This is a genomic window from Staphylococcus marylandisciuri (genome assembly GCF_025519785.1).
GTDB lineage: Bacteria > Bacillota > Bacilli > Staphylococcales > Staphylococcaceae > Staphylococcus > Staphylococcus marylandisciuri.
Genome location: NZ_JAOPKZ010000015.1, coordinates 60065 through 80005 on the forward strand (window position 1 = coordinate 60065; position 19941 = coordinate 80005).

The following is a 19941-nucleotide window of genomic DNA, read 5'->3' on the forward strand; positions in this document are numbered from 1 at the left end:
TAAAAAGATTTCGTAGTCCCGCCCCGGCAAGGATGACTAGAATTGAAAAAGCTTGATACAAGCGCATTTTCAAATCAGTCATCTACTGCCGAGATGTTGAAGAGGCTGGGATTTATGTCCCAGCCTCTTTCTCTCTAGTCAAAGACCTTTATTTCTCGGCCTTCGGCTTCGCTTTTATAGGAGCACCCCAACTCGCTGTGCTTGTAGAAACTGAATTATCAGTTTCTCTTTGTTGGGGCCCCACCCCAACTCGCTGTGCTTGTTGAAACTGGTTTACCAGTTTCTCTTTGTTGGGGCCCCCTGCTCAAATCCTAAACGCTTTAGTCTCGAACTCTTTTTCTGAAGGGGTAGAGTCTCCCTATAAATAATCTATTAAAGGTAAAACCTTCGAGATTTATCGTTAAGAGTTACGACAATCTCGAAGGTTTTCTATTGCTGAAAGATATTCACTTTTCTAAACAATTGTTAATTTGTAAGCGGCTCTATTTTGCCTCGTTGTTACGATTAAACACAATCCAAAAGACTAAAAATGATAAGATAAATTTAATTATAAATTTCATTAATTATTCTCCTTTTTACTATCAAAGTAATGGTGTTTTTCAAGAAATTCTTGTGCTATGAGAGCTGGTTCTTTACCTTGACCATCAGCTTCATAATTTAATTGTTGCATTTGACTTGTAGAAATTTTACCTTCTAATTTTTTTAGTGCACGTTTAATTTTTGGATTTTGAGTTAATGCTTGATTTGGGGCTACTGCACTTGCATCATACGGAGGGAAGAAGTGCTTATCATCCTTCAATACGACAAGATGATATGCAGAAATCCTGCCGTCAGTAGTATAACCTAAAGCGACATCAAGCTTTTTATTTTTAAGCGCATCATAAACTAAACCTATTTGCATTGGTTTGAGTTGCTTGAAACCAAAACCGTAATAGTGTTTGAAAGGTGCATACCCATCGCCACCTCTTTTGATCCAAGTGGTGTCGGTACCTACTTTAACTTTATCTTTCACTTTTTGTAGATCTGAGACCTTTTTGAGATGATACTTTTTAGCAGTCTGTTTAGTAACCATGAAAGCAAAAGTATTTTCGAAGCCATAAGAATTAAAAAAAGTATGCTTATATTTAGTATTAAACAAATGTTGTGTGACTTGCATAGCTTTCTCAGGTTCACGTATAGGTTTATGATTTAGCGCACCTACCAGATCTGTCCCTGTATATCGTGTGCTTGATATATCTGCATCACCGTTCTGTAAAGCATTGTGTTGAATAGTAGCTGAGCCTAGGTTATTAATAATAGACACGTTATAGTCATCAGGACCATCGTGCTCAATCAGATCCTTAATCATATAAGCCATAATCTGAGATTCACTGGTGGCTAAAGCTGAGACTTTAATATTCTTTTTAGCTTTAGGACTTCCCGATAAGCCTGGAAGGTCACATGCTGTAGACAGTATGAGCACAGATAAAAGAATGAAAAGGAGAAGGTTATTTTTCTTCATAAATACACTCCTCAACCATGTCTTGTAATCATCTATATACTAACACAACTCATCCAATAACATAATATCGGTTTACTTTCCTATCAAAACGTGAATAAATTAGTAACCAGGTCCTTGTGACCTATTTAACACCAAAGTTTAAGAGGTAGATTTATTATGAGAGTGGCAATAATTGGCGCCGGAACAGCTGGCGTAAGTATATTAAGAGAATTAGTTAAATATAACAAGTTTAATGACATGGCAATTGATGTATACGATAATCCTGATCATTTAGGACAAGGTGTACCATTCCAAAATGATAGCCAAGAATTGTTAATTAATATACCATCAGATCAAATGTCTTTGAATATTGATAACCCAAGAGAATTTTACGAGTGGTATGAAAGTCAAAACGAATTTAAATTTGATAACCCTGAGTACCTACCGCGGTTTATATTTGGTCATTATATGAAATCATACCTTGAAAAGTATAATGATCAATACAGTAATTTAAATATTATATCGAAGGAAGTTACAGAAGTATTTATCAATTCAAAGATTGGGGAGACTGATATTAAATATCATGTTTGCACTTCGTCAGACATGAAAGAGTGTAAGATTTACGATTCGGTCTTCTTGGCTATTGGCACACTATCCTACCATGACCCTTATCATTTAAAGGGGACACAGGGATACATACAAACACCTTATCCGACTTATAGCACGCTAGATGATGTAAATGATAAAGATCGTATAGCTATTATAGGTACTGGCTTAGCAAGTTTAGATGTCATCAGATATGTAGCTGCTCATCATCCTAATTTACCTATATCCGTGATGAGTCGTAGTGGCAATTTACCGAGTGTAAGAGGTGACATGCCAGAGATAGAATTTAAATTTTTGACACCTCAAGTTTTTAATGAAATTAAAAGTCAACGCTTTGGTAACGTCCCTTTACAAGAAGCAATTGAGCTTTTTAAAAAAGAGTGTAAGCGATTTAATTTAGATGTACAAAGTCTTATTCATCGAAAAAGTGGCAAACCGGTAGAAGATTTAGAATATGATTTACGACATCAAAAAGAACTGGGAATATTTCAAAGTTTATTGGAATTAGTTAAGGAAAATATGAATTGGATATGGAATAGCTTTAGTCACCAGGATCAAGAGAAATTTTTACGAGAATACCATCATATATTAAAAGCTAATTCTAACCCTATGCCTCCGAGAACAGCGCAACTCATGATTAAAGGTATTAAAAATGGGTTGATTGAAATAAAGAAAAATATTAAAGATGTCTACTATGATGAAAAAGAAGAAAAGTTTAATATTTATTTTGAAGAAGACAATGAAAAGCCCCATATTTATGATGTGGTAATTAATGCTACCGGTTCTAAAACCCATTTAAAAGATCTCGATCATGATGATCAGCTGGTTATCAATCTTCAGAATCGCCAGATTGTCCAAGCTCATCCACTAGGTGGGATACAAATTATTCCTGAGACGAACCAAGTCATCAGCCCTAGATATGGAACACTACATCGTATGTACGCGTTTGGACAGCTCACTAATGGTGTTAATCAATCAAGAAATGGCGTTAACATGATCGTTAAACAAGCGAAAAGTGTCGTAGAACAGATGTTGAATTAGAGCTAGTGTATTATGATACTTTAAATTTGTTTTATTGTGTTTTTAAAAGTTTTATTGTAAGATTAAAATTAAGTTGAGACATTGTTAAATACAAATTGTTCCTCAACTAATATATTTATGACTCAATCATCTTAAATGTATAACAATTTAATAAGTAATTCTTTCGGGGCAGGGTGAAATTCCCAACCGGCAGTAAATTTAAGCCTGCGACCTAAGGTTGTTTAAACAATCTTGGCTGATCTAGTGAAAATCTAGAGCCGACAGTATAGTCTGGATGGGAGAAAGAATGAAGTAAACATAGGTTGATTGTGACCTTTATTTAGTTCTGCTTTAAACTCTTGATGAAGAGGTCGGGACAGAAACATTTAGGATTTGATCAGAACCGAACGGTGAGCAGGGGCCCCAACAAAGAGAAACTGGTAAACCAGTTTCCCCAAGCACAGCGAGTTGGGGTGGGGCCCCAACAAAGAGAAACTGATAAATCAGTTTCCCCAAGCATAGCGAGTTGGGGTGGGGCCCCAACAAAGAGAAACTGATTTACCAGTTTCCCCAAGCATAGCGAGTTGGGGCGGGCCCCCAACAAAGAAACTGGGACATAATGTAATGTTTCAGCATCTTAGCAGTGGATGACAGATTTGAAAATGCGCTTGTATCAAGCTTTTTTCAATTCTAGTCATCCTTGCCAGGGCGGGACTATGAAATCTTTTTTGTTCAAATTAGATTTCTGACCCGCTCCCGAACCGTACGAGTTTCTGTCGAAAATCTTGCTGTTGAGACGCCGTTAATCGGTTTCCAGAGCTCAGAATCTTTATGTCTCAACTTCTTTTAAACTATCAGAACTTTATTTAAAGATGCACAAAATAAGTGCTTAATATGACATCAACCTAATTCAAATGCTTATTTTGAAATTTATTATGAGTGTTTATGATCGTTTATGAAATTCCCACACCTGAAGCTTCGTGTTTTAGGTGTTTTTTATATGAGGTGATAGAGTGAGTCAATATTTAAATTATGCCATTCAACTCGCAGAAATGGTTGAAGGTCAAACAGGTATTAATCCTCCTGTAGGTGCTGTAGTTGTTACTAATGGTAAAGTCGTCGGCATAGGTGCCCATTTACAACAAGGAGATAAACATGCTGAAGTTCAAGCATTAGATATGGCAGGAAACAGAGCACAAGGTGGAACGATATATGTTTCGCTAGAACCCTGTACACACTTCGGTTCTACTCCACCATGTGTAGATAAAATTATTGAATTCGGTATTTCTAAAGTTGTATATGCAATTAAAGACACTACACTTTCTTCAAGAGGCGATCAGATTCTTAAAGATGCTGGCATCGATGTTGAGTTCAGGTACCAAGAAGCTGCTGCCAAGTTATATAACGACTTTTTTACAGCTAAAAGAAATAGCGTGCCTGAGGTAATGGTTAAGGTCTCTTGTAGTCTCGATGGTAAACAAGCTACGGATGAAGGGCAGAGCCAGTGGATAACAAACCGGGCTGTCAAACAAGATGTCTTTCAACTACGGCACATCAACGATGCGGTAATTACAGGAACAGGTACACTGAACACCGATAATCCTAGTTATACTGCTCGTATTGAAGAAGGTAAGAATCCAATTCGTGTCATACTTTCAAGAAGTGGCGAAATAGATTTTACCTTAGATATGTTTAAAGATACAGAAGCACCTATATGGATTTATACTGAAAATGAAAATTTAACTAGCAATAAAAATAATATCGATATTAATATATTAGAGGATTGTTCACTACAGAACATCTTGCACGATTTATATCAAAAAGGCGTTGGTCGAGTACTTGTAGAAGCAGGACCACATATTACTTCTGAGTTTCTCCAATCTAGCTATACGAACGAGCTTATCATCTATTATGCCCCGAAAATTATAGGTGGTTCAGGACGTTATCAATTCTATTCAACTGAACATGTTCTTGAACTAGCCGATGTACCCAACTTTGAAATTGTTAATACTTCGATGCTTGATCAAAATATTAAAGTTCAATTACGAAAGAAGTGACCTTACAATGTTCACTGGAATTGTAGAAGAAGTAGGTAGCATTCAGAGCTTACAAGCTATTCAATCTATAGTTACACTTAAGATTCAGTGTGAAACGATATTAGAGGATATTCAAATTGGTGATTCAATTAGTGTAAACGGTGTCTGTTTAACCGTTGTCGACTTTGATAGCGACTCCTTTAGAGTTCAAGTCATTAAAGGGACAGAGAACAAAACTTATCTTAATCAACTGTCTCGCGGTGTCTCTGTGAATTTAGAACGAGCGATGAGTGGTAAAGGTCGATTTGGCGGCCACTTTGTCTTAGGTCATATAGATGAAGTGGGTTACATTTCTAAGATCTCTAGAGGTAACAATTCAACTGTAATTACCATTAAGGCATCAAAGCAGCTGTTAAATCAAATAGTTTCTAGAGGCTCTATTGCAGTAGACGGTACAAGTTTAACTATATTTGAATTACGGGACAATGAATTTGATATTCATCTAATACCTGAGACGCGTCACTCCACTATTTTAGATGAAAAAAGAAACGGTGATCCAGTACATTTAGAAACTGATATGTTATTCAAATATGTGGAGCGTATTATAGGTAGCAAATCTCACGGTATATCTGAGGATAAGTTGAAAGCGTACGGTTTTTAGGAGGGGTAGAGGATGAAAAAAGATCGTATAGAAGATGCTCTCCAGGCACTTAAAAGAGGAGAAAGTATAATAGTCGTTGACGATGAAGATAGAGAGAATGAAGGGGATTTAGTGGCGGTTTCACAATGGATGAAACACAATACAATCAACTTTATGGCAACTTACGGAAGGGGCTTGATATGTGCTCCAGTGAGTCAAGACATCGCTAACCGTTTAGAATTAACACCGATGGTAACCCATAATTCTGATACTTATAGTACGGCTTTTACTGTGAGTGTAGATCATTGTGATACCACTACAGGCATCAGTGCGAACGAACGCATGCTAACCGCTAAAGCATTGATTTCTCCTGACACTCAAGCTCAAGATTTCAATAAACCTGGTCATTTGTTTCCACTTATAGCTAGAGAAGGCGGGGTATTAGAAAGACAGGGACATACAGAAGCGTCGGTTGATTTAGCTAAATTGACAGGAGCGGCTCCTGCTGCTGTTATTTGTGAAATCATGAATGATGATGGGACGATGGCGAAGGGAAGAGATTTAGAAGCGTTTAAATCAACGCATAATTTATGCCTGATCACTATTAAAGATCTTCTCAACTATAAGCGCTATGTTCAGCACGAACAAATAGAAGCTAAAGCAAAGGTTAAGATGCCCACTGACTACGGGCAATTTGATATGTATGGTTTTACTACTAGTGATGATGAAGAAATCATTGCTATCGTCAAAGGAGAAATCAGTGAAACTGAAAACGTTCGTCTACATTCTGCATGTAAGACGGGGGATATATTTCACAGTCAACGGTGTGATTGTGGCAAACAACTTGAAGCATCAATGAAGTATATCAATGAGCACGGTGGTATGATCCTCTATCTTCCTCAAGAAGGCCGTGGTATTGGTTTAATTAATAAATTACGTGCCTATGAGCTCATCGAAGACGGTTATGATACCGTCACGGCTAATACCGCTTTAGGATTTGATGAAGATTTAAGGGATTATTATGAAGCAGCTCAAATACTCAAACATTTTGGTATAAAAAAAGTAAATTTGCTGAGTAATAATCCTGCTAAGTTCCACAGTTTAGAACATTACGGTATTGAAATAGAAAAAAGAATCGAAGTTATTGTTACTGGTAACAAATACAATCATGATTATTTAGAAACTAAACGACAAAAAATGGGTCATTTAATATAAGAGGTCGGGACAAAAGGCGTTGAGGATTTGAGCGGAACCGAACGATGAGCAAATTGTGTCGAATCGTAAGAATGTCTGTCGACAATCCTGCGTTTGGGACGCCGTCCATCGGTTTTCTAAAACACAGAAGATTTATGTCTCATCCTCATTAATATAGGAGGTTTTACTTATGAATTTTGAAGGAAATCTTATAGGATCAGATTTAAAGATAGCGATAGTAGTTAGTCGTTTTAATGATTTTATTACAATGAAATTACTCGAAGGTGCTCAAGACACTTTAAGACGTCATGATGTAGATGATAATAATGTTGATGTGGCTTTTGTACCAGGCGCTTTTGAAATTCCTTTAGTTGCAAAGAAATTAGCTCAAAAAGACAAATACGATGCTGTTATTACGTTAGGATGTGTTATCCGCGGTTCTACGAGCCATTATGATTACGTTTGTAATGAGGTGTCAAAAGGTATCTCTCGCGCTAATGACGTGAGTGGAACTCCAGTTATTTTTGGAGTAGTTACAACGGAGAATATCGAGCAAGCAGTGGAACGTGCTGGAACTAAAGCAGGGAATAAAGGTTCTGATGCAGCAATGAGCGCTATAGAAATGGCTAACTTATTTAAATTAATTAATAATGATTAAAAGAATAAGTTTAAAAGGAGCTGTTAATCATTCACTCACTAGTGCTTTTTAAGTTGCAAAGATAAAAATTGAAAATTAACAAGGTTTATTTATTAAAATAAGTATGCGTTTAAATTGTCAGCCAGCACTTTTTAGTTACAGTCGCTTGAGAGAATTTCCTCTAAGTTCTAGGCTAAGTGTTGGCTGCTTTTTAAACTTTCTTAATTAACTAGTTTGGTAATGATAATTTATAAAAGATGATGAGGTCGGGACAAAAGCGTTTAGGATTTGAGCGCGGGGCCCCAACACAGAGAAACTGATAATTCAGTTTCTACAAGCACAGCGAGTTGGGGTGGGGCCCCAACAAAGAGAAACTGGTAAACCAGTTTCAACAAGCACAGCGAGTTGGGGCGGCCCTATAAAAGCAAAGCCGGAGGCTGGGACATAAATCCCAGCCTCTTTAACATCTCGGCAGTAGATGACTGATTTGAAAACGCGCTTGTATCAAGCTTTTTTCAATTCTAGTCATCTTTGCCGGGGCGGGACTACGAAATCTTTTTATTCAAATTAGATTTCTGTCCCGCTCCCATTAAAAATATTATTACTTATTGAATATTCAAACATTTAATAATTTAGATTATTTATCAATCTAGTTATAACTTTCATCTATTTCTTAAACATTTTAGACACTAACCCAGCTATGATACCAAAACCGATGACTGCGCCTGCTATGAAACCAGTCTTTTTAATTGATTCAGGTGAGATGAACTCTTTAAGGGCTAAATTAAGATTCTGTGGTCTTTCAGCTAAACGGCGCATGAAGTAACCGAACCAATCATCTCCGTATGGAACGTACACACAGAAATTGTAACCTTCTTTAGCAATTTGTTCAGCAAGTTCTGTTCTAAAGCCATATAACATTTGGAATTCGAAGCGGTCACGTTCAATATTATTATCTTTAACAAATTGTTTAACATGATTAATAATTTTATCATCGTGTGTGGCTATAGACGTTATATGTTGCGCATTATTTAACCTTTTTTCTAATAAGTGAATATAGTTTTTATCTATATCTTCTTTAGTTTGATAGGCTATCGATTCATCCTCTTTATATGCTCCTTTAACCATTCTTAATCTGAGTTCCGGATATTTATCAACTAGAGCATCAGCTTTATATAGGTATGCTTGTATGACCGTACCAACGTTTTTAAATTCACCTTTGAGGCGATCGATGGTTTGAGTTATTTCAAATAAGCTATCGTATTTTTCTGTATCAATATTAATATGCATATTATTGAATTCATTCGCTTTTAATAGGATTTCGCGTAAATTTTGATATGCTAATTCTAAATCAAATTCTGCACCTAACTGACTTAATTTAACAGACATATGCGCATCACAATTATGGTTGTTGATAGCGTACATCACTTTTAGTATTTCTTGTTTAGCTAATAAAGCCTCACCTTCAGTTTCTACAAATTCACCTAAATTATCTACAGTAACTGTAATACCCTTGTCATTTAGCTGTTGAATCTTATCGATGAGTTGATCGATCGTATTACCAGCAACAACTCTATTCGCGCCTAGAGAAGGCCCCATACTTTTAGCTACCTTATTTAAAAAGGCATTATTAGATATACCTATAAAAAAATTCTTCACCAATGGCATCACAATTCCTCCCATTTCATTAGAAAAATTTACTTTAACTATAGTGTAGCACGAAATTAATAGTTGTGAAATCGTTTACAAATATATAAATTACTTATTTTCTTAATTTTAACTCTATTCACTAAATATACGGTAAGTTAATTTGACTTTAGTTTTTTATATTATATAGATAAAAGTATTTTCATTTTATACCTATAAGAAATAGGATTTAAGCCTATAACAGAGTTCTATCATAACTCTAAATCGACGAGGCAGATACGTAATTCTTTACAAATAAAGAAAGATTGGTCTAGTTGAGCATGTTCTAACTAGAGGTCGGGACAAAAGCGTTTAGGATTTGAGCAGGGGGCCCCAACAAAGGGAAACTGGTAAACCAGTTTCCACAAGCTATGCAAGTTGGGGTGGGGCCCCAACACAAAGAAACTGGTTTATCAGTTTCTACAAGCACAGCAAGTTGGGGTGGGGCCCCAACACAAAGAAACTGGTTTATCAGTTTCCACCAGCAATGCGAGTTGGGGTGGGGCCCCAACAAAGAGAAACTGGTAAACCAGTTTCCACAAGCACAGCGAGTTGGGGCGGGACTACGAAATCTTTTTATTCAAATTAGAGTTCTGTCCCGCTCCCGAATCGTGAGCGTTGTGGTCGACGATCCTGCTTTTAGAATGCCGTTAATCGGTTTCTCAGAGCACAGATACTTTATACTTCAATCTCGACGCTTTTCTATCAATTTTTATATACCGATAAGCAATCTCACTCTATATAAACTTATTAACAGTGATAGTAAAATTTAATTCCAAATAAATTAAGTGCAGGTATCACTACAGTTCAGAATAGAAAGTGTAACACGAAGTTGATACAATAAAGTATAAGAATTACTAAAGAAGGGAATTAGTCTAATGTGGAAGTGGGAAACTGAAGGTGAAGCGAAAGGCGTCATAGTCATTGTACATAATATGTTAGAACATACAGGTCGTTATGCTTATGTGATTACAATGTTACGACGCCAAGGATATCATGTGATTATGGGTGATTTGCCTGGACAGGGACAAACTTCACGTTCAAGCAAAGGGCAAATAGAACGCTTTGATGTGTATCATGAAGCTTTACTTGAATGGGTACGCATAGCATGTGAATATAAATTGCCAACTTATATCTTAGGAGTTGGTTTAGGCGGGCTCATAACACTTAATTTACTCGAAAAGACAGATCTGCCTATTGAAGGTATATTACTCATTGCGCCACTGCTTGAATTTGCCCAAACTAGCAAGACACGTAGAGATAAAATACTTTCGAATTTAGGTAAAGTTTCTAAAGACACTCGCTTTAATATTGGAATAACAGCAGAACAATTAACTCGAAACGAAGAAGTTCGAGAAGAAACAAATGAAGATCAAATGATGTTACAAAAAGTAACTTATCATTGGTACAAAGAGGTCGTTGAGGTGATGAAAGAAACTGTTGAACACTTAAACGACATAAATAGAATCCCTATGTTACTGATGTACGGATCTAAAGATAGTATTGCTGATCATTCTGCAGTGGAAGAAGTAAAGTTAAAAGTAAAAACGCAAGAATTATACTATAAAGTTTGGGAAGGCTTGTATCACGAAGTACATAATGAGCCTGAACGAGATGAAGTGATGCGTTACATATTAGCTTTCTTAAATAACAGTGTAAGTAATGTAGGGTTCATAATTAATGATGAAAACCAAGTAAATTATGATGATTAATAAAAAGAGCTGTAAGTGAATGATTCGTAAGTAAATGATTAGTGTTGAAAAGAATGAGGGGAGCGGGACTACGAAATCTTTTTATTCAAATTAGATTTCTGTCCCGCTCCCCTCTTCGCCCTTTTATTATAAGTTGAAAGGTGTAGACCTCAGGAAGGAGTGTAATTTTCATTCAATAGAATTATACCTGAATAATGACTCAGAAACGTTCATAATCTGATGAGTTTATCAGTCGGGGTCAGCTAGCCATATTGAAACCATTTTAACTTGCCAATTGATCCTCATCGATAGTTTCGCCAATCTCTTCTAAAGTGCTACTTTAAAGGCAATTATCTTGCTTTATGTAGAGATGTTTGTTACCTTAAGTTTGTGAAATAAATCACATAACGAAAGTTTTAAGATAGGAGAGAGTAAGTATGAAAGGTACGAAAGGGAATAAAGTTGTAATTGTTGGCGATGGAGCGGTAGGTTCAAGTTATGCATTTGCTATGGTAACTAAAGGGATTGCTGATGAATTGGTTATCATCGATTTAAATACAGATAAAGTAAAAGGGGATGTACTGGATCTTAATCATGGAGCTCCGTATGCTGATTCTCGAGTAGAGATTAAACCAGGAGAATATCAAGATTGCAATGACGCTGATATCGTAGTAATCACTGCTGGTGCTGCTCAAAAACCAGGTGAGACACGTTTAGACCTCGTTGAAAAAAATACTAAAATTTTTAAATCAATCGTCACACAAATAATGGAAAGCGGGTTTGATGGCATCTTTTTAATTGCTACAAACCCAGTGGATATTCTAACTTATGTTACTTATAAGGTTTCAGGTTTACCTAAGGAACGCGTTATTGGTTCAGGCACGATATTAGATACAGCGCGTTTCAAATATGAATTAGCTGAGGAATTTGGGGTTTCGCCTAGTAGTGTTCATGGCCAAATTATTGGTGAGCACGGAGATTCAGAGCTAGCTGTCTGGTCTCAGGCTAATATAGCTGGGCAACCTCTATTTGACATATTAAAGAGTGATCCAGAAAGAGAAAAAAGAATTGAAGAAATATTTGTTCAAACTCGAGATGCTGCATATGACATCATCCAAGCAAAAGGAGCAACTTATTACGGCATTGCAATGGGACTCCTACATATTACGAGAGCGATATTATTTAATCAGAAGAAAGTACTAACTGTATCAAGTTATTTAGAGGGTGAATTTGGTCAAAATGACGTATACATTGGGGTACCTACTTTAATCACTCGTGAGGGGGCAGAGCGTATCTTCGAATCTCCTCTAAGCGAAGATGAACAGAGCAAGTTTAATACTTCAGCTCAAGTGTTGAAAGATATGCAAGATAAAATCAAATCTCATATAATTGCATAAATCATAGATTACTCTTAAAATGAAACTGAGATTAAATATATATAAAATGTTTAAGTATTCAAATAAATTGTGTGAATGCAAGATAATTAAGCATTTATAAAAGTTGATTGCTTGAAAGGTAACAGTTTTATGTTGTATTTAAAGATTATAAATAGGGAAGGTCTTTATCAAACAGATTCTGTTACCTCATCATTTTATATATATTAACTTTCTTTATCTAATAACTAATGATTGGGGGAGTGTATAATGGGGAACAAGACTGAGCAACAAGTAGAAAAAATCATACAGCTTGACTCTTTATTTGTGGATATTGAGGGCATCTTCAATAATGTTCAAAAGAGTTATGACCTATCTAGAGAAGAGATCTTGATTCTTCTTACTTTGTGGGATAAAGGTTCAATGACCTTAAAAGAAATGGATGATTATGTTCAAATTAAATCTTATAAACGTACACGAACGTACAATGATTTAGTGAATAAAGCTTGGATAATTAAAGAGCGACCTAAAGATGATGAACGCACTGTAATTATTCATTTTAATCCAGAGTGCAATGATCAAAAGCAAGCGTTATTAAGTTTTATCGCAAACGATATTCGAGAAAATAAACAGAAAATGCAATCTAGTCTTAATTCTATTTTAAATTTATAATTTTTGTGCGATAAAAATAAATTTTGTTGTTGCTAATCAAATTACCGTAGGTTGTGCTACAGATAAATAGCAATTAGATGTACGATTAAGTTATTTATTAAAAGTGTTTAATTATTATAACTCTTTTTAATTTAAGATATAACTCGAGGCTGGGACATAATGTAATGTCCCAGCCTCTTTCAGCTTCTTGGCAGTAGATGACTGATTTGAAAACGCGCTTGTATCAAGCTTTTTTTAATTCTAGTCATCCTTGCTGGGGCGGGACAGAAATCTATTTATTCAAATTAGATTTCTGTCCCGCTCCCAATAACTAAAAAACTTCGAGTTTGTCGTAATCATTTACGAGAAATCTCGAAGTTTTAACTTTTTAGGGAGGCCCCGTTTCATCTTAATATTATTGATTTAATAATCACATGGAAGGATCTTTTCAATTTAATACTATTGCTTTTGGCTACAACATCTAACTTGAACATGATGAGTAAAAAGCTATCTTTTTTCAATAGCACAAATAAATGGTGGAGCGTTTCGTTGATTAATGAATTGATATTGAAGAACATGTGCGATTTGTTGATCGAAGTTATGTAAATAATCCAATAGTTTATCTCTTTCGAGCTTTCCACCCTCGTGACCGTGGTAAATCACTAGTACTATAATCCCTTCAGGTGCTAATAAGTCGAAAATAGCCTCAATGGCGGCGATAGTGGAGTCAGGCCGTGTGATAATAGATTTATCACTTTTAGGTAAGTAACCTAAATTAAAGATAGCAGCATCTATATGTCCTTTATGTTTCTCTTCTATATAGTTCGCTATATGTGCATGGCTGTCGCATATTAAACTTACATTATTAAATGCTTCGAGCTTTAAAGCGGTTTGCTCTATAGCTTGTTCTTGGATATCGCTTGCGTAAACATGACCTTGAGTAGTATGTTGCGCTAGGAATAAAGTATCATTACCATTTCCACAAGTGGCATCTATCACTATACTACGTTCATTAATGTGCTGACGAATAAGTGTGTGGGCAAATTCTAGAATACGTTTGAGCTTCATGACTTAACTTTACTTTCGAACTTCTTACCTTGATAAGAATGTCTTCTCGCCAACTCATCATCAATTGCGTTTAATACTTCCCATTTATTTACACTCCACATTGGACCTACCATTAAATCAATGGGGCCATCGCCAGTAATACGGTGAACTATCATTTCAGGGGGTATGACTTCTAATTGATCACATACGAGTTTCGTATACTCATCTTGTGACATAAATTCCAAGAGACCCTTTTCATATTGTTTAACCATTGGTGTCCCCTTAAGAAGATGAAGCAAATGAATCTTAATCCCTTGTACATCCATTTGAGCCACTTCACGAGCGGTTTCCATCATCATTTCGTAATTTTCACCAGGCAAACCATTAATAATATGTGTACAGACGTTAATATTATGCTTTCTCAACTTATTAACGCCTTCATAATATGTCTTCATATCATGTGCACGATTAATTAAATCAGACGTCTTTTGATGGACCGTTTGTAGACCTAATTCTACCCAGAGGTACGTACGCTTATTAAGCTCAGCTAGATATTCCACTACATCATCTGGAAGACAATCTGGTCTAGTACCTATCGACAAACCAACAACGCCGTCTTCTTTTAAAGCTGCCTCGTATTTCTCTTTAAGAACTTCGACAGGCGCATGCGTATTTGTAAAAGCTTGGAAATAAGCTATATATTGACCTTCGTGCCATTTTTCGTGCATTTTATCCTTAATTTCTTGGAATTGCACTTCTATTGGGTCTACACGGTTGCCTGCGAAATCCCCACTACCAGCTGCTGAGCAAAATGTGCATCCTCCATAAGCCACTGTGCCATCTCTATTAGGACAATCAAATCCTCCATCAAGAGCCACTTTAAAAATCTTATGGCCAAATTTATTTTTTAAATGGTAATTCCATGTATGATATCTTTTATTTTCAAATGCGTAAGGGAAAAACTTACCCATGAAACATTGTCCTTTCTTATTCGAGTATCGCTCCAAATTTTAACATATATTTGCTTGGTTCGTGTGTTTAAAGTACCTGAAAGCTTGATTTAAAGGACTTAAAAATCGCTTTAATTGTGTGGTATTTATAAAACTGAGAAGAGGTCGGGACAAAAGCGTTTAGGATGTGAGCAAAACCGAACGATGGGCAAATATGTTTTTTCAAATTTCGTCGAACCTTGAGTACTTTTGTCGACAATACTGCTTTTAAGACGCCGTTCATCGGTTTCAGAGAGCACAGAATTTTTGTGTCTCAACGTCTCGTATATATTAATTACTTGTTCTCATGTTTTATTTTACTTTAAATGCTTGAGTGAATATAATTGTAGAAGTTAAGGAGGGCTAAATATGAAGATGCCTAAAGCAGTGTGGTGGCTAGTAGTCGGCATGGCATTGAATATTACTGGATCCAGCTTTCTATGGCCACTTAACACAATATATATGAAAGAAGAGTTAGGTAAAAGTTTAACATTAGCTGGGATTGTGTTGATGATTAACTCGTTAGGAATGGTTATTGGTAATTTGCTCGGTGGTACATTGTTTGACAAATTAGGTGGTTATCGGACTATTCTTTGCGGAACGATCATTTGTTTAATGAGTACTTCACTTCTTAATTTCTTTCATGGTTGGCCATGGTATGCAGTATGGCTTGTTTGTTTAGGGTTTGGTGGTGGCATGATCGTTCCAGCTATTTACGCTATGGCTGGTGCGATTTGGCCCAAAGGAGGAAGGAAAACTTTTAATGCAATTTACTTGGCTCAAAACATCGGTGTCGCTTTAGGAGCCACAACGAGTGGGTTTATAGCAGAGATGAGTTTTAATTATATCTTCCTTGCAAATCTCATTATGTATGTCCTCTTTGCGCTAGTAGCTGTCACTCAATTTAACGTTAAATTTAATTATAAGGTTAAATCACAACTAAACACAGGGCTATTTACTAAAGAGAACCGGCCGAAAGTTATTGCGCTGATCTTATTGTGCCTCATGTTTGTCATTTGTTGGATAGCCTATATTCAATGGGAAAGTACTATAGCTTCATTTACTCAAGAGCTCGATATTTCAATGACCCAATATAGTGTACTATGGGCTGTAAATGGCCTTATGATTTTAGTAGCACAACCATTAATTAAACCAGTCATCGTACTATTAAGAGGAAATCTCAAGTATCAAATATGTTTAGGTATCGCTATATTTATTTGTTCATTCTTCATCACTAGTTTTGCGCAACATTTTACTATTTTCTTAATAGGAATGATTATTTTAACCGTTGGAGAAATGTTTGTATGGCCAGCTGTCCCTACTATTGCAAACCGTTTAGCCCCGTCTGGCAAAGAAGGTAGTTATCAGGGATATGTTAATTCAGCTTCAACTGTAGGTAAAGCGCTTGGACCATTTATAGGTGGTTTCTTAGTAGATACATTCAATATGCGTATCATGTTTTTAAGTATGATTTTCTTACTGGTTATAGGTATGTTCATTGCCAACTTCTACGATAAAGGTTTAACACATCATTCTTCTTAGTCTAGTGAAACATGATACGACCGGGACAGAAATCTAATTTGAATAAAAAAGATTACTGTCCCGCTCCCTTTCTCTCTAGTCAAAGACCTTTATGTCCCAGACTCATCACCATCCTTGTTTCTAAAACGAAGAATTTTACCATAATAAACTTGAAATCCTTTCAAACAAGAATTAATATATTTAGTGTATCGGAGTAGTAACCTATATGCATTTCTACAGAGAGCTAGGATGGTGAAAAATAGCGTTAATGTAGTAGGTGAACTTACCAGTTTAATTTAATAAAAGCTTTTACATCTCTTACTATTATTGTAATATTGAGTGCACGTTGTGTGAAAAAGGGTGGTACCGCGGCGTAAGTCGTCCCTGAAGTAAATAATAGTTTGAGGTGTTTTTTAGTGAATAGGAGGAGTGCTTGTGAGCTTTAATCACAATGAAATCGAGAAAAAATGGCAAAAGTATTGGGATGAACATGAAACTTTCAAAGCTGATGACAAATTTGGACAGAAGAAGTTTTATGCTTTGGATATGTTTCCCTACCCTTCAGGGGCTGGGCTACACGTAGGTCATCCCGAGGGATATACAGCTACGGATATTATTTCGCGTTATAAACGAATGCAAGGCTATAATGTATTGCACCCTATGGGGTGGGATGCTTTCGGTTTGCCTGCTGAACAATATGCTTTAGATACTGGCAATAATCCTAGAGCTTTCACACAAGAGAATATTGAGACTTTCAAACGTCAAATCAAGGAACTTGGTTTTAGCTATGACTGGAGTAGAGAAGTCAATACAACTGATCCTGAATACTATAAATGGACGCAATGGATTTTTATTCAGTTATATAATCGAGGTTTAGCATATGTAGATGAAGTGGCAGTGAACTGGTGTCCTGAATTAGGAACAGTGCTATCCAATGAAGAAGTGGTAGATGGTGTGTCAGAGCGTGGGGGCCACCCCGTTTATCGTCGTCCGATGAAACAGTGGGTTCTCAAAATAACAGACTATGCTGATAGATTACTTGAAGACCTAGATGATTTGGATTGGCCTGAATCGATCAAAGATATGCAAAGAAATTGGATTGGACGTTCAGAAGGTGCTTCTGTCAGCTTCAATGTTGAAGGCCATGAAGGAGCTCAGGTTGAAGTTTATACTACTCGTCCAGACACTATTTACGGCACAACATTTTTAGTGTTAAGCCCTGAGCATAGTTTAGTTGATCGAATAACTACGGACGAACAGAATGATAAGGTTAAAGCATATCAAGAGGAAGCTGCAAAGAAATCTGACCTTGAGCGCACAGGTCTGTCAAAGGAAAAGACAGGCGTGTTCACTGGTGCTTACGCTGTACATCCTCTATCTGGTCAACGTGTCCCGATATGGATTGCAGACTACGTGCTTTCAACGTACGGTACCGGAGCTGTAATGGCTGTACCTAGTGGAGACCAAAGAGATTTCGAGTTTGCTCAAACATTTAATTTACCTATTGTAGAAGTGATTGAAGGCGGAGATATGACTAAAGAAGCTTATGAGGAAGACGGGCCTCACATCAATTCAGGTGAGTTAGATGGTTTATACACTGAGGAAGCTATTGATAAAGCTATCAATATACTTGAAGAAAAAGGAGCAGGTCAGCGTAAAGTTAATTATAAATTACGAGACTGGCTCTTTAGCCGTCAACGTTATTGGGGAGAACCTATCCCGGTTATTCATTGGGAAGATGGCACGATGTCTACTGTACCAGAAGATGAGCTGCCGTTATTACTGCCAGAAACTGATGAGATCAAACCGTCAGGTAATGGCGAATCACCATTAGCAAATATTGATGAGTTTGTTAATGTAGTAGATCCGGAAACTGGTATGAAAGGTCGTAGAGAGACGAATACCATGCCGCAATGGGCTGGAAGTTGTTGGTATTATTTACGCTATATCGATCCTAATAATGATCAGCAATTAGCAGATCCTGAAAAATTAAAACATTGGCTACCCGTTGACTTATATATTGGTGGGGTAGAACATGCAGTGTTACACTTATTATATTCAAGATTCTGGCATAAAGTGCTCTACGATATTGGGGTAGTTCCTACCAAAGAGCCATTCCAGAAATTATTTAACCAAGGAATGATCCTTGGGGAAGGAAATGAAAAAATGAGTAAGTCGAAAGGTAACGTTATTAATCCTGACGACATAGTTAAGTCCCACGGTGCTGATACGCTTAGACTTTATGAAATGTTTATGGGGCCATTGGATGCTGCTATCGCATGGAGTGAAAAAGGGCTCGACGGCTCTCGTCGTTTCTTAGATCGGATTTGGCGTTTACTCATAAATGAAGATGGTTCAATCTCTCAAAAAGTGGTAAATAACAATAAGGGTGGCTTAGATAAATCTTATAACCAAACTGTTAAGAAAGTAACTGAGGACTTCGACAATTTAAGCTTCAACACTGCAATAAGTCAATTAATGGTATTCATAAATAATAGTTATAAGGCTGAAGAATTATACAAACCTTATATTGAAGGGTTTGTTAAGATGTTAGCACCGATAGCACCACATATAAGTGAAGAGTTGTGGTCACGTCTCGGTCATGAAGACTCTATTACTTATGAATCTTGGCCTACGTACGATGAGTCCCTTTTACAAGATGAAGAAATAGAGATAGTGGTTCAAGTTAACGGTAAATTACGTGCGAAGCTCACTATCTCAAAGGATCTTTCAAAAGATGAGATGGAACAAGTAGCATTGGATAATGAGAATGTCAAAGCTGCAATTGAAGGAAAAGATGTTAAAAAAGTTATTGCAGTACCTCAAAAATTAGTTAATATCGTAGCTAAATAGATGAAAGGAGAAGTAGAAATGGAAAGTATTTCAGTTGATCAGTTAAAAGAAAAAATATTAGATGCTAATCCTGTCAACATTGTAGATGTACGTACTGACGAGGAAACAGCTATGGGTATAATACCTGGCGCTAAGACCATACCGATGGATCAAATTGCAGATAATCTCAATTATTTTGATAAAGATGAAACATACTATATCGTCTGCAGAGTAGGCGGTAGAAGCTCTAAAGTTGTTCAGTATCTAGAATCACAAGGCATTCATGCTGTAAATGTAGAAGGTGGAATGGATGCGTGGGGTGATGAAGGGTTAGAAATAGATAGTATCTAATCATCTCATAAAACCTACGCAAGATGTTCAGTGAGTCTAATAGAACTTAAGCGCTATCGGTCTTTTAATGTGATCCTGATTCCTATAAATATGAAATCTTAATATATTAGCCAGCACTTCTCAGTTCAATTTGCCTTTAGGCATTAGACTAAGTGCTGGCTTTTTGTATATAACTGAAATTGAGATC

General features: G+C 36.4%; 18 protein-coding genes and 1 riboswitch. Of the genes, 14 read left to right on the forward strand and 4 right to left on the reverse strand.

Annotation, left to right across the window (positions count from 1 at the left end):
* Window positions 1-559: 559 nt before the first annotated feature.
* On the reverse strand, window positions 560-1501 hold the full coding sequence (locus N9R04_RS09520) for an osmoprotectant ABC transporter substrate-binding protein (protein WP_262856523.1): 942 nt from the start codon (window positions 1499-1501) through the stop codon (window positions 560-562).
* Window positions 1502-1657: 156 nt separating this feature from the next.
* Here N9R04_RS09520 and N9R04_RS09525 point away from each other — a divergent pair, with 156 nt between their 5' ends.
* The 6 genes from N9R04_RS09525 to ribH all read left to right on the forward strand — a co-directional run bounded on the left by N9R04_RS09525 (window position 1658) and on the right by ribH (window position 7634).
* Window positions 1658-3127: an FAD/NAD(P)-binding protein gene (locus N9R04_RS09525; RefSeq protein WP_262856524.1), complete on the forward strand. Its 1470-nt coding sequence runs from the start codon at window positions 1658-1660 to the stop codon at window positions 3125-3127.
* A gap of 155 nt (window positions 3128-3282) precedes the next feature.
* Window positions 3283-3417: riboswitch (FMN riboswitch) on the forward strand.
* A gap of 99 nt (window positions 3418-3516) precedes the next feature.
* A complete protein-coding gene (locus N9R04_RS09530; RefSeq protein ID WP_262856525.1) occupies window positions 3517-3663 on the forward strand; it encodes a hypothetical protein in 147 nt (48 codons plus the stop codon).
* A 456-nt stretch (window positions 3664-4119) separates the two neighbouring features.
* Window positions 4120-5163, forward strand: a complete 1044-nt coding sequence (gene ribD / locus N9R04_RS09535) for a bifunctional diaminohydroxyphosphoribosylaminopyrimidine deaminase/5-amino-6-(5-phosphoribosylamino)uracil reductase RibD (RefSeq protein ID WP_262856526.1) — start codon at window positions 4120-4122, stop codon at window positions 5161-5163.
* A 7-nt stretch (window positions 5164-5170) separates the two neighbouring features.
* Window positions 5171-5803 carry a riboflavin synthase gene (locus N9R04_RS09540; RefSeq protein ID WP_262856527.1) on the forward strand — a complete coding sequence of 211 codons (633 nt, stop codon included), beginning with the start codon at window positions 5171-5173 and terminating at the stop codon, window positions 5801-5803.
* 12 nt (window positions 5804-5815) lie between these two features.
* Window positions 5816-6997, forward strand: coding sequence for a 3,4-dihydroxy-2-butanone-4-phosphate synthase (ribB, locus tag N9R04_RS09545; RefSeq protein WP_262856528.1), 1182 nt, complete (start codon window positions 5816-5818; stop codon window positions 6995-6997).
* Window positions 6998-7166: 169 nt separating this feature from the next.
* Window positions 7167-7634 (forward strand): 6,7-dimethyl-8-ribityllumazine synthase, encoded by a 468-nt coding sequence (gene ribH, locus N9R04_RS09550; RefSeq protein WP_262856529.1) that lies wholly within the window; start codon window positions 7167-7169, stop codon window positions 7632-7634.
* A gap of 645 nt (window positions 7635-8279) precedes the next feature.
* Here ribH and N9R04_RS09555 read toward each other — a convergent pair.
* On the reverse strand, window positions 8280-9281 hold the full coding sequence (locus N9R04_RS09555) for a proline dehydrogenase family protein (protein WP_262856530.1): 1002 nt from the start codon (window positions 9279-9281) through the stop codon (window positions 8280-8282).
* A 337-nt stretch (window positions 9282-9618) separates the two neighbouring features.
* Between N9R04_RS09555 and N9R04_RS09560 the strand changes: the two genes are divergently transcribed.
* The 5 genes from N9R04_RS09560 to N9R04_RS09580 all read left to right on the forward strand — a co-directional run bounded on the left by N9R04_RS09560 (window position 9619) and on the right by N9R04_RS09580 (window position 13035).
* A complete protein-coding gene (locus tag N9R04_RS09560) occupies window positions 9619-9888 on the forward strand; it encodes a hypothetical protein (RefSeq protein ID WP_262856531.1) in 270 nt (89 codons plus the stop codon).
* Entirely contained in the window at window positions 9794-10072 is a 279-nt protein-coding gene (locus tag N9R04_RS09565; protein WP_262856533.1) for a hypothetical protein, read from the forward strand. Before N9R04_RS09560 ends, N9R04_RS09565 begins: the two co-directional genes overlap by 95 nt.
* Before the next feature lie 105 nt (window positions 10073-10177).
* Window positions 10178-11011 carry an alpha/beta fold hydrolase gene (locus N9R04_RS09570; RefSeq protein WP_262856534.1) on the forward strand — a complete coding sequence of 278 codons (834 nt, stop codon included), beginning with the start codon at window positions 10178-10180 and terminating at the stop codon, window positions 11009-11011.
* 416 nt (window positions 11012-11427) lie between these two features.
* Complete coding sequence (locus N9R04_RS09575; RefSeq protein ID WP_262856536.1) at window positions 11428-12387, forward strand: L-lactate dehydrogenase; 960 nt, start codon at window positions 11428-11430, stop codon at window positions 12385-12387.
* 246 nt (window positions 12388-12633) lie between these two features.
* The gene (locus tag N9R04_RS09580; protein ID WP_262856537.1) at window positions 12634-13035 is read left to right on the forward strand and encodes a transcriptional regulator, SarA/Rot family; all 402 of its coding nucleotides are present in this window, start codon (window positions 12634-12636) and stop codon (window positions 13033-13035) included.
* A 486-nt stretch (window positions 13036-13521) separates the two neighbouring features.
* Here N9R04_RS09580 and mnmM read toward each other — a convergent pair whose 3' ends face one another.
* Window positions 13522-14082 carry a tRNA 5-(aminomethyl)-2-thiouridylate-methyltransferase MnmM gene (mnmM, locus tag N9R04_RS09585; protein ID WP_262856538.1) on the reverse strand — a complete coding sequence of 187 codons (561 nt, stop codon included), beginning with the start codon at window positions 14080-14082 and terminating at the stop codon, window positions 13522-13524.
* Window positions 14079-15032 carry a tRNA modification radical SAM protein MnmL/YtqA gene (mnmL, locus tag N9R04_RS09590; protein ID WP_262856539.1) on the reverse strand — a complete coding sequence of 318 codons (954 nt, stop codon included), beginning with the start codon at window positions 15030-15032 and terminating at the stop codon, window positions 14079-14081. The genes mnmM and mnmL overlap by 4 nt, the downstream gene beginning before the upstream one ends.
* A 387-nt stretch (window positions 15033-15419) precedes the next feature.
* On the opposite strand from mnmL, the gene N9R04_RS09595 reads away from it, so the two are divergent.
* The 3 genes from N9R04_RS09595 to N9R04_RS09605 all read left to right on the forward strand — a co-directional run bounded on the left by N9R04_RS09595 (window position 15420) and on the right by N9R04_RS09605 (window position 19754).
* Entirely contained in the window at window positions 15420-16592 is a 1173-nt protein-coding gene (locus N9R04_RS09595) for an MDR family MFS transporter (RefSeq protein ID WP_262856540.1), read from the forward strand.
* Between the two features lie 414 nt (window positions 16593-17006).
* Window positions 17007-19424, forward strand: a complete 2418-nt coding sequence (gene leuS / locus N9R04_RS09600) for a leucine--tRNA ligase (protein WP_262856541.1) — start codon at window positions 17007-17009, stop codon at window positions 19422-19424.
* Between the two features lie 18 nt (window positions 19425-19442).
* Entirely contained in the window at window positions 19443-19754 is a 312-nt protein-coding gene (locus N9R04_RS09605) for a rhodanese-like domain-containing protein (protein WP_262856542.1), read from the forward strand.
* Window positions 19755-19941 lie beyond the last annotated feature (187 nt).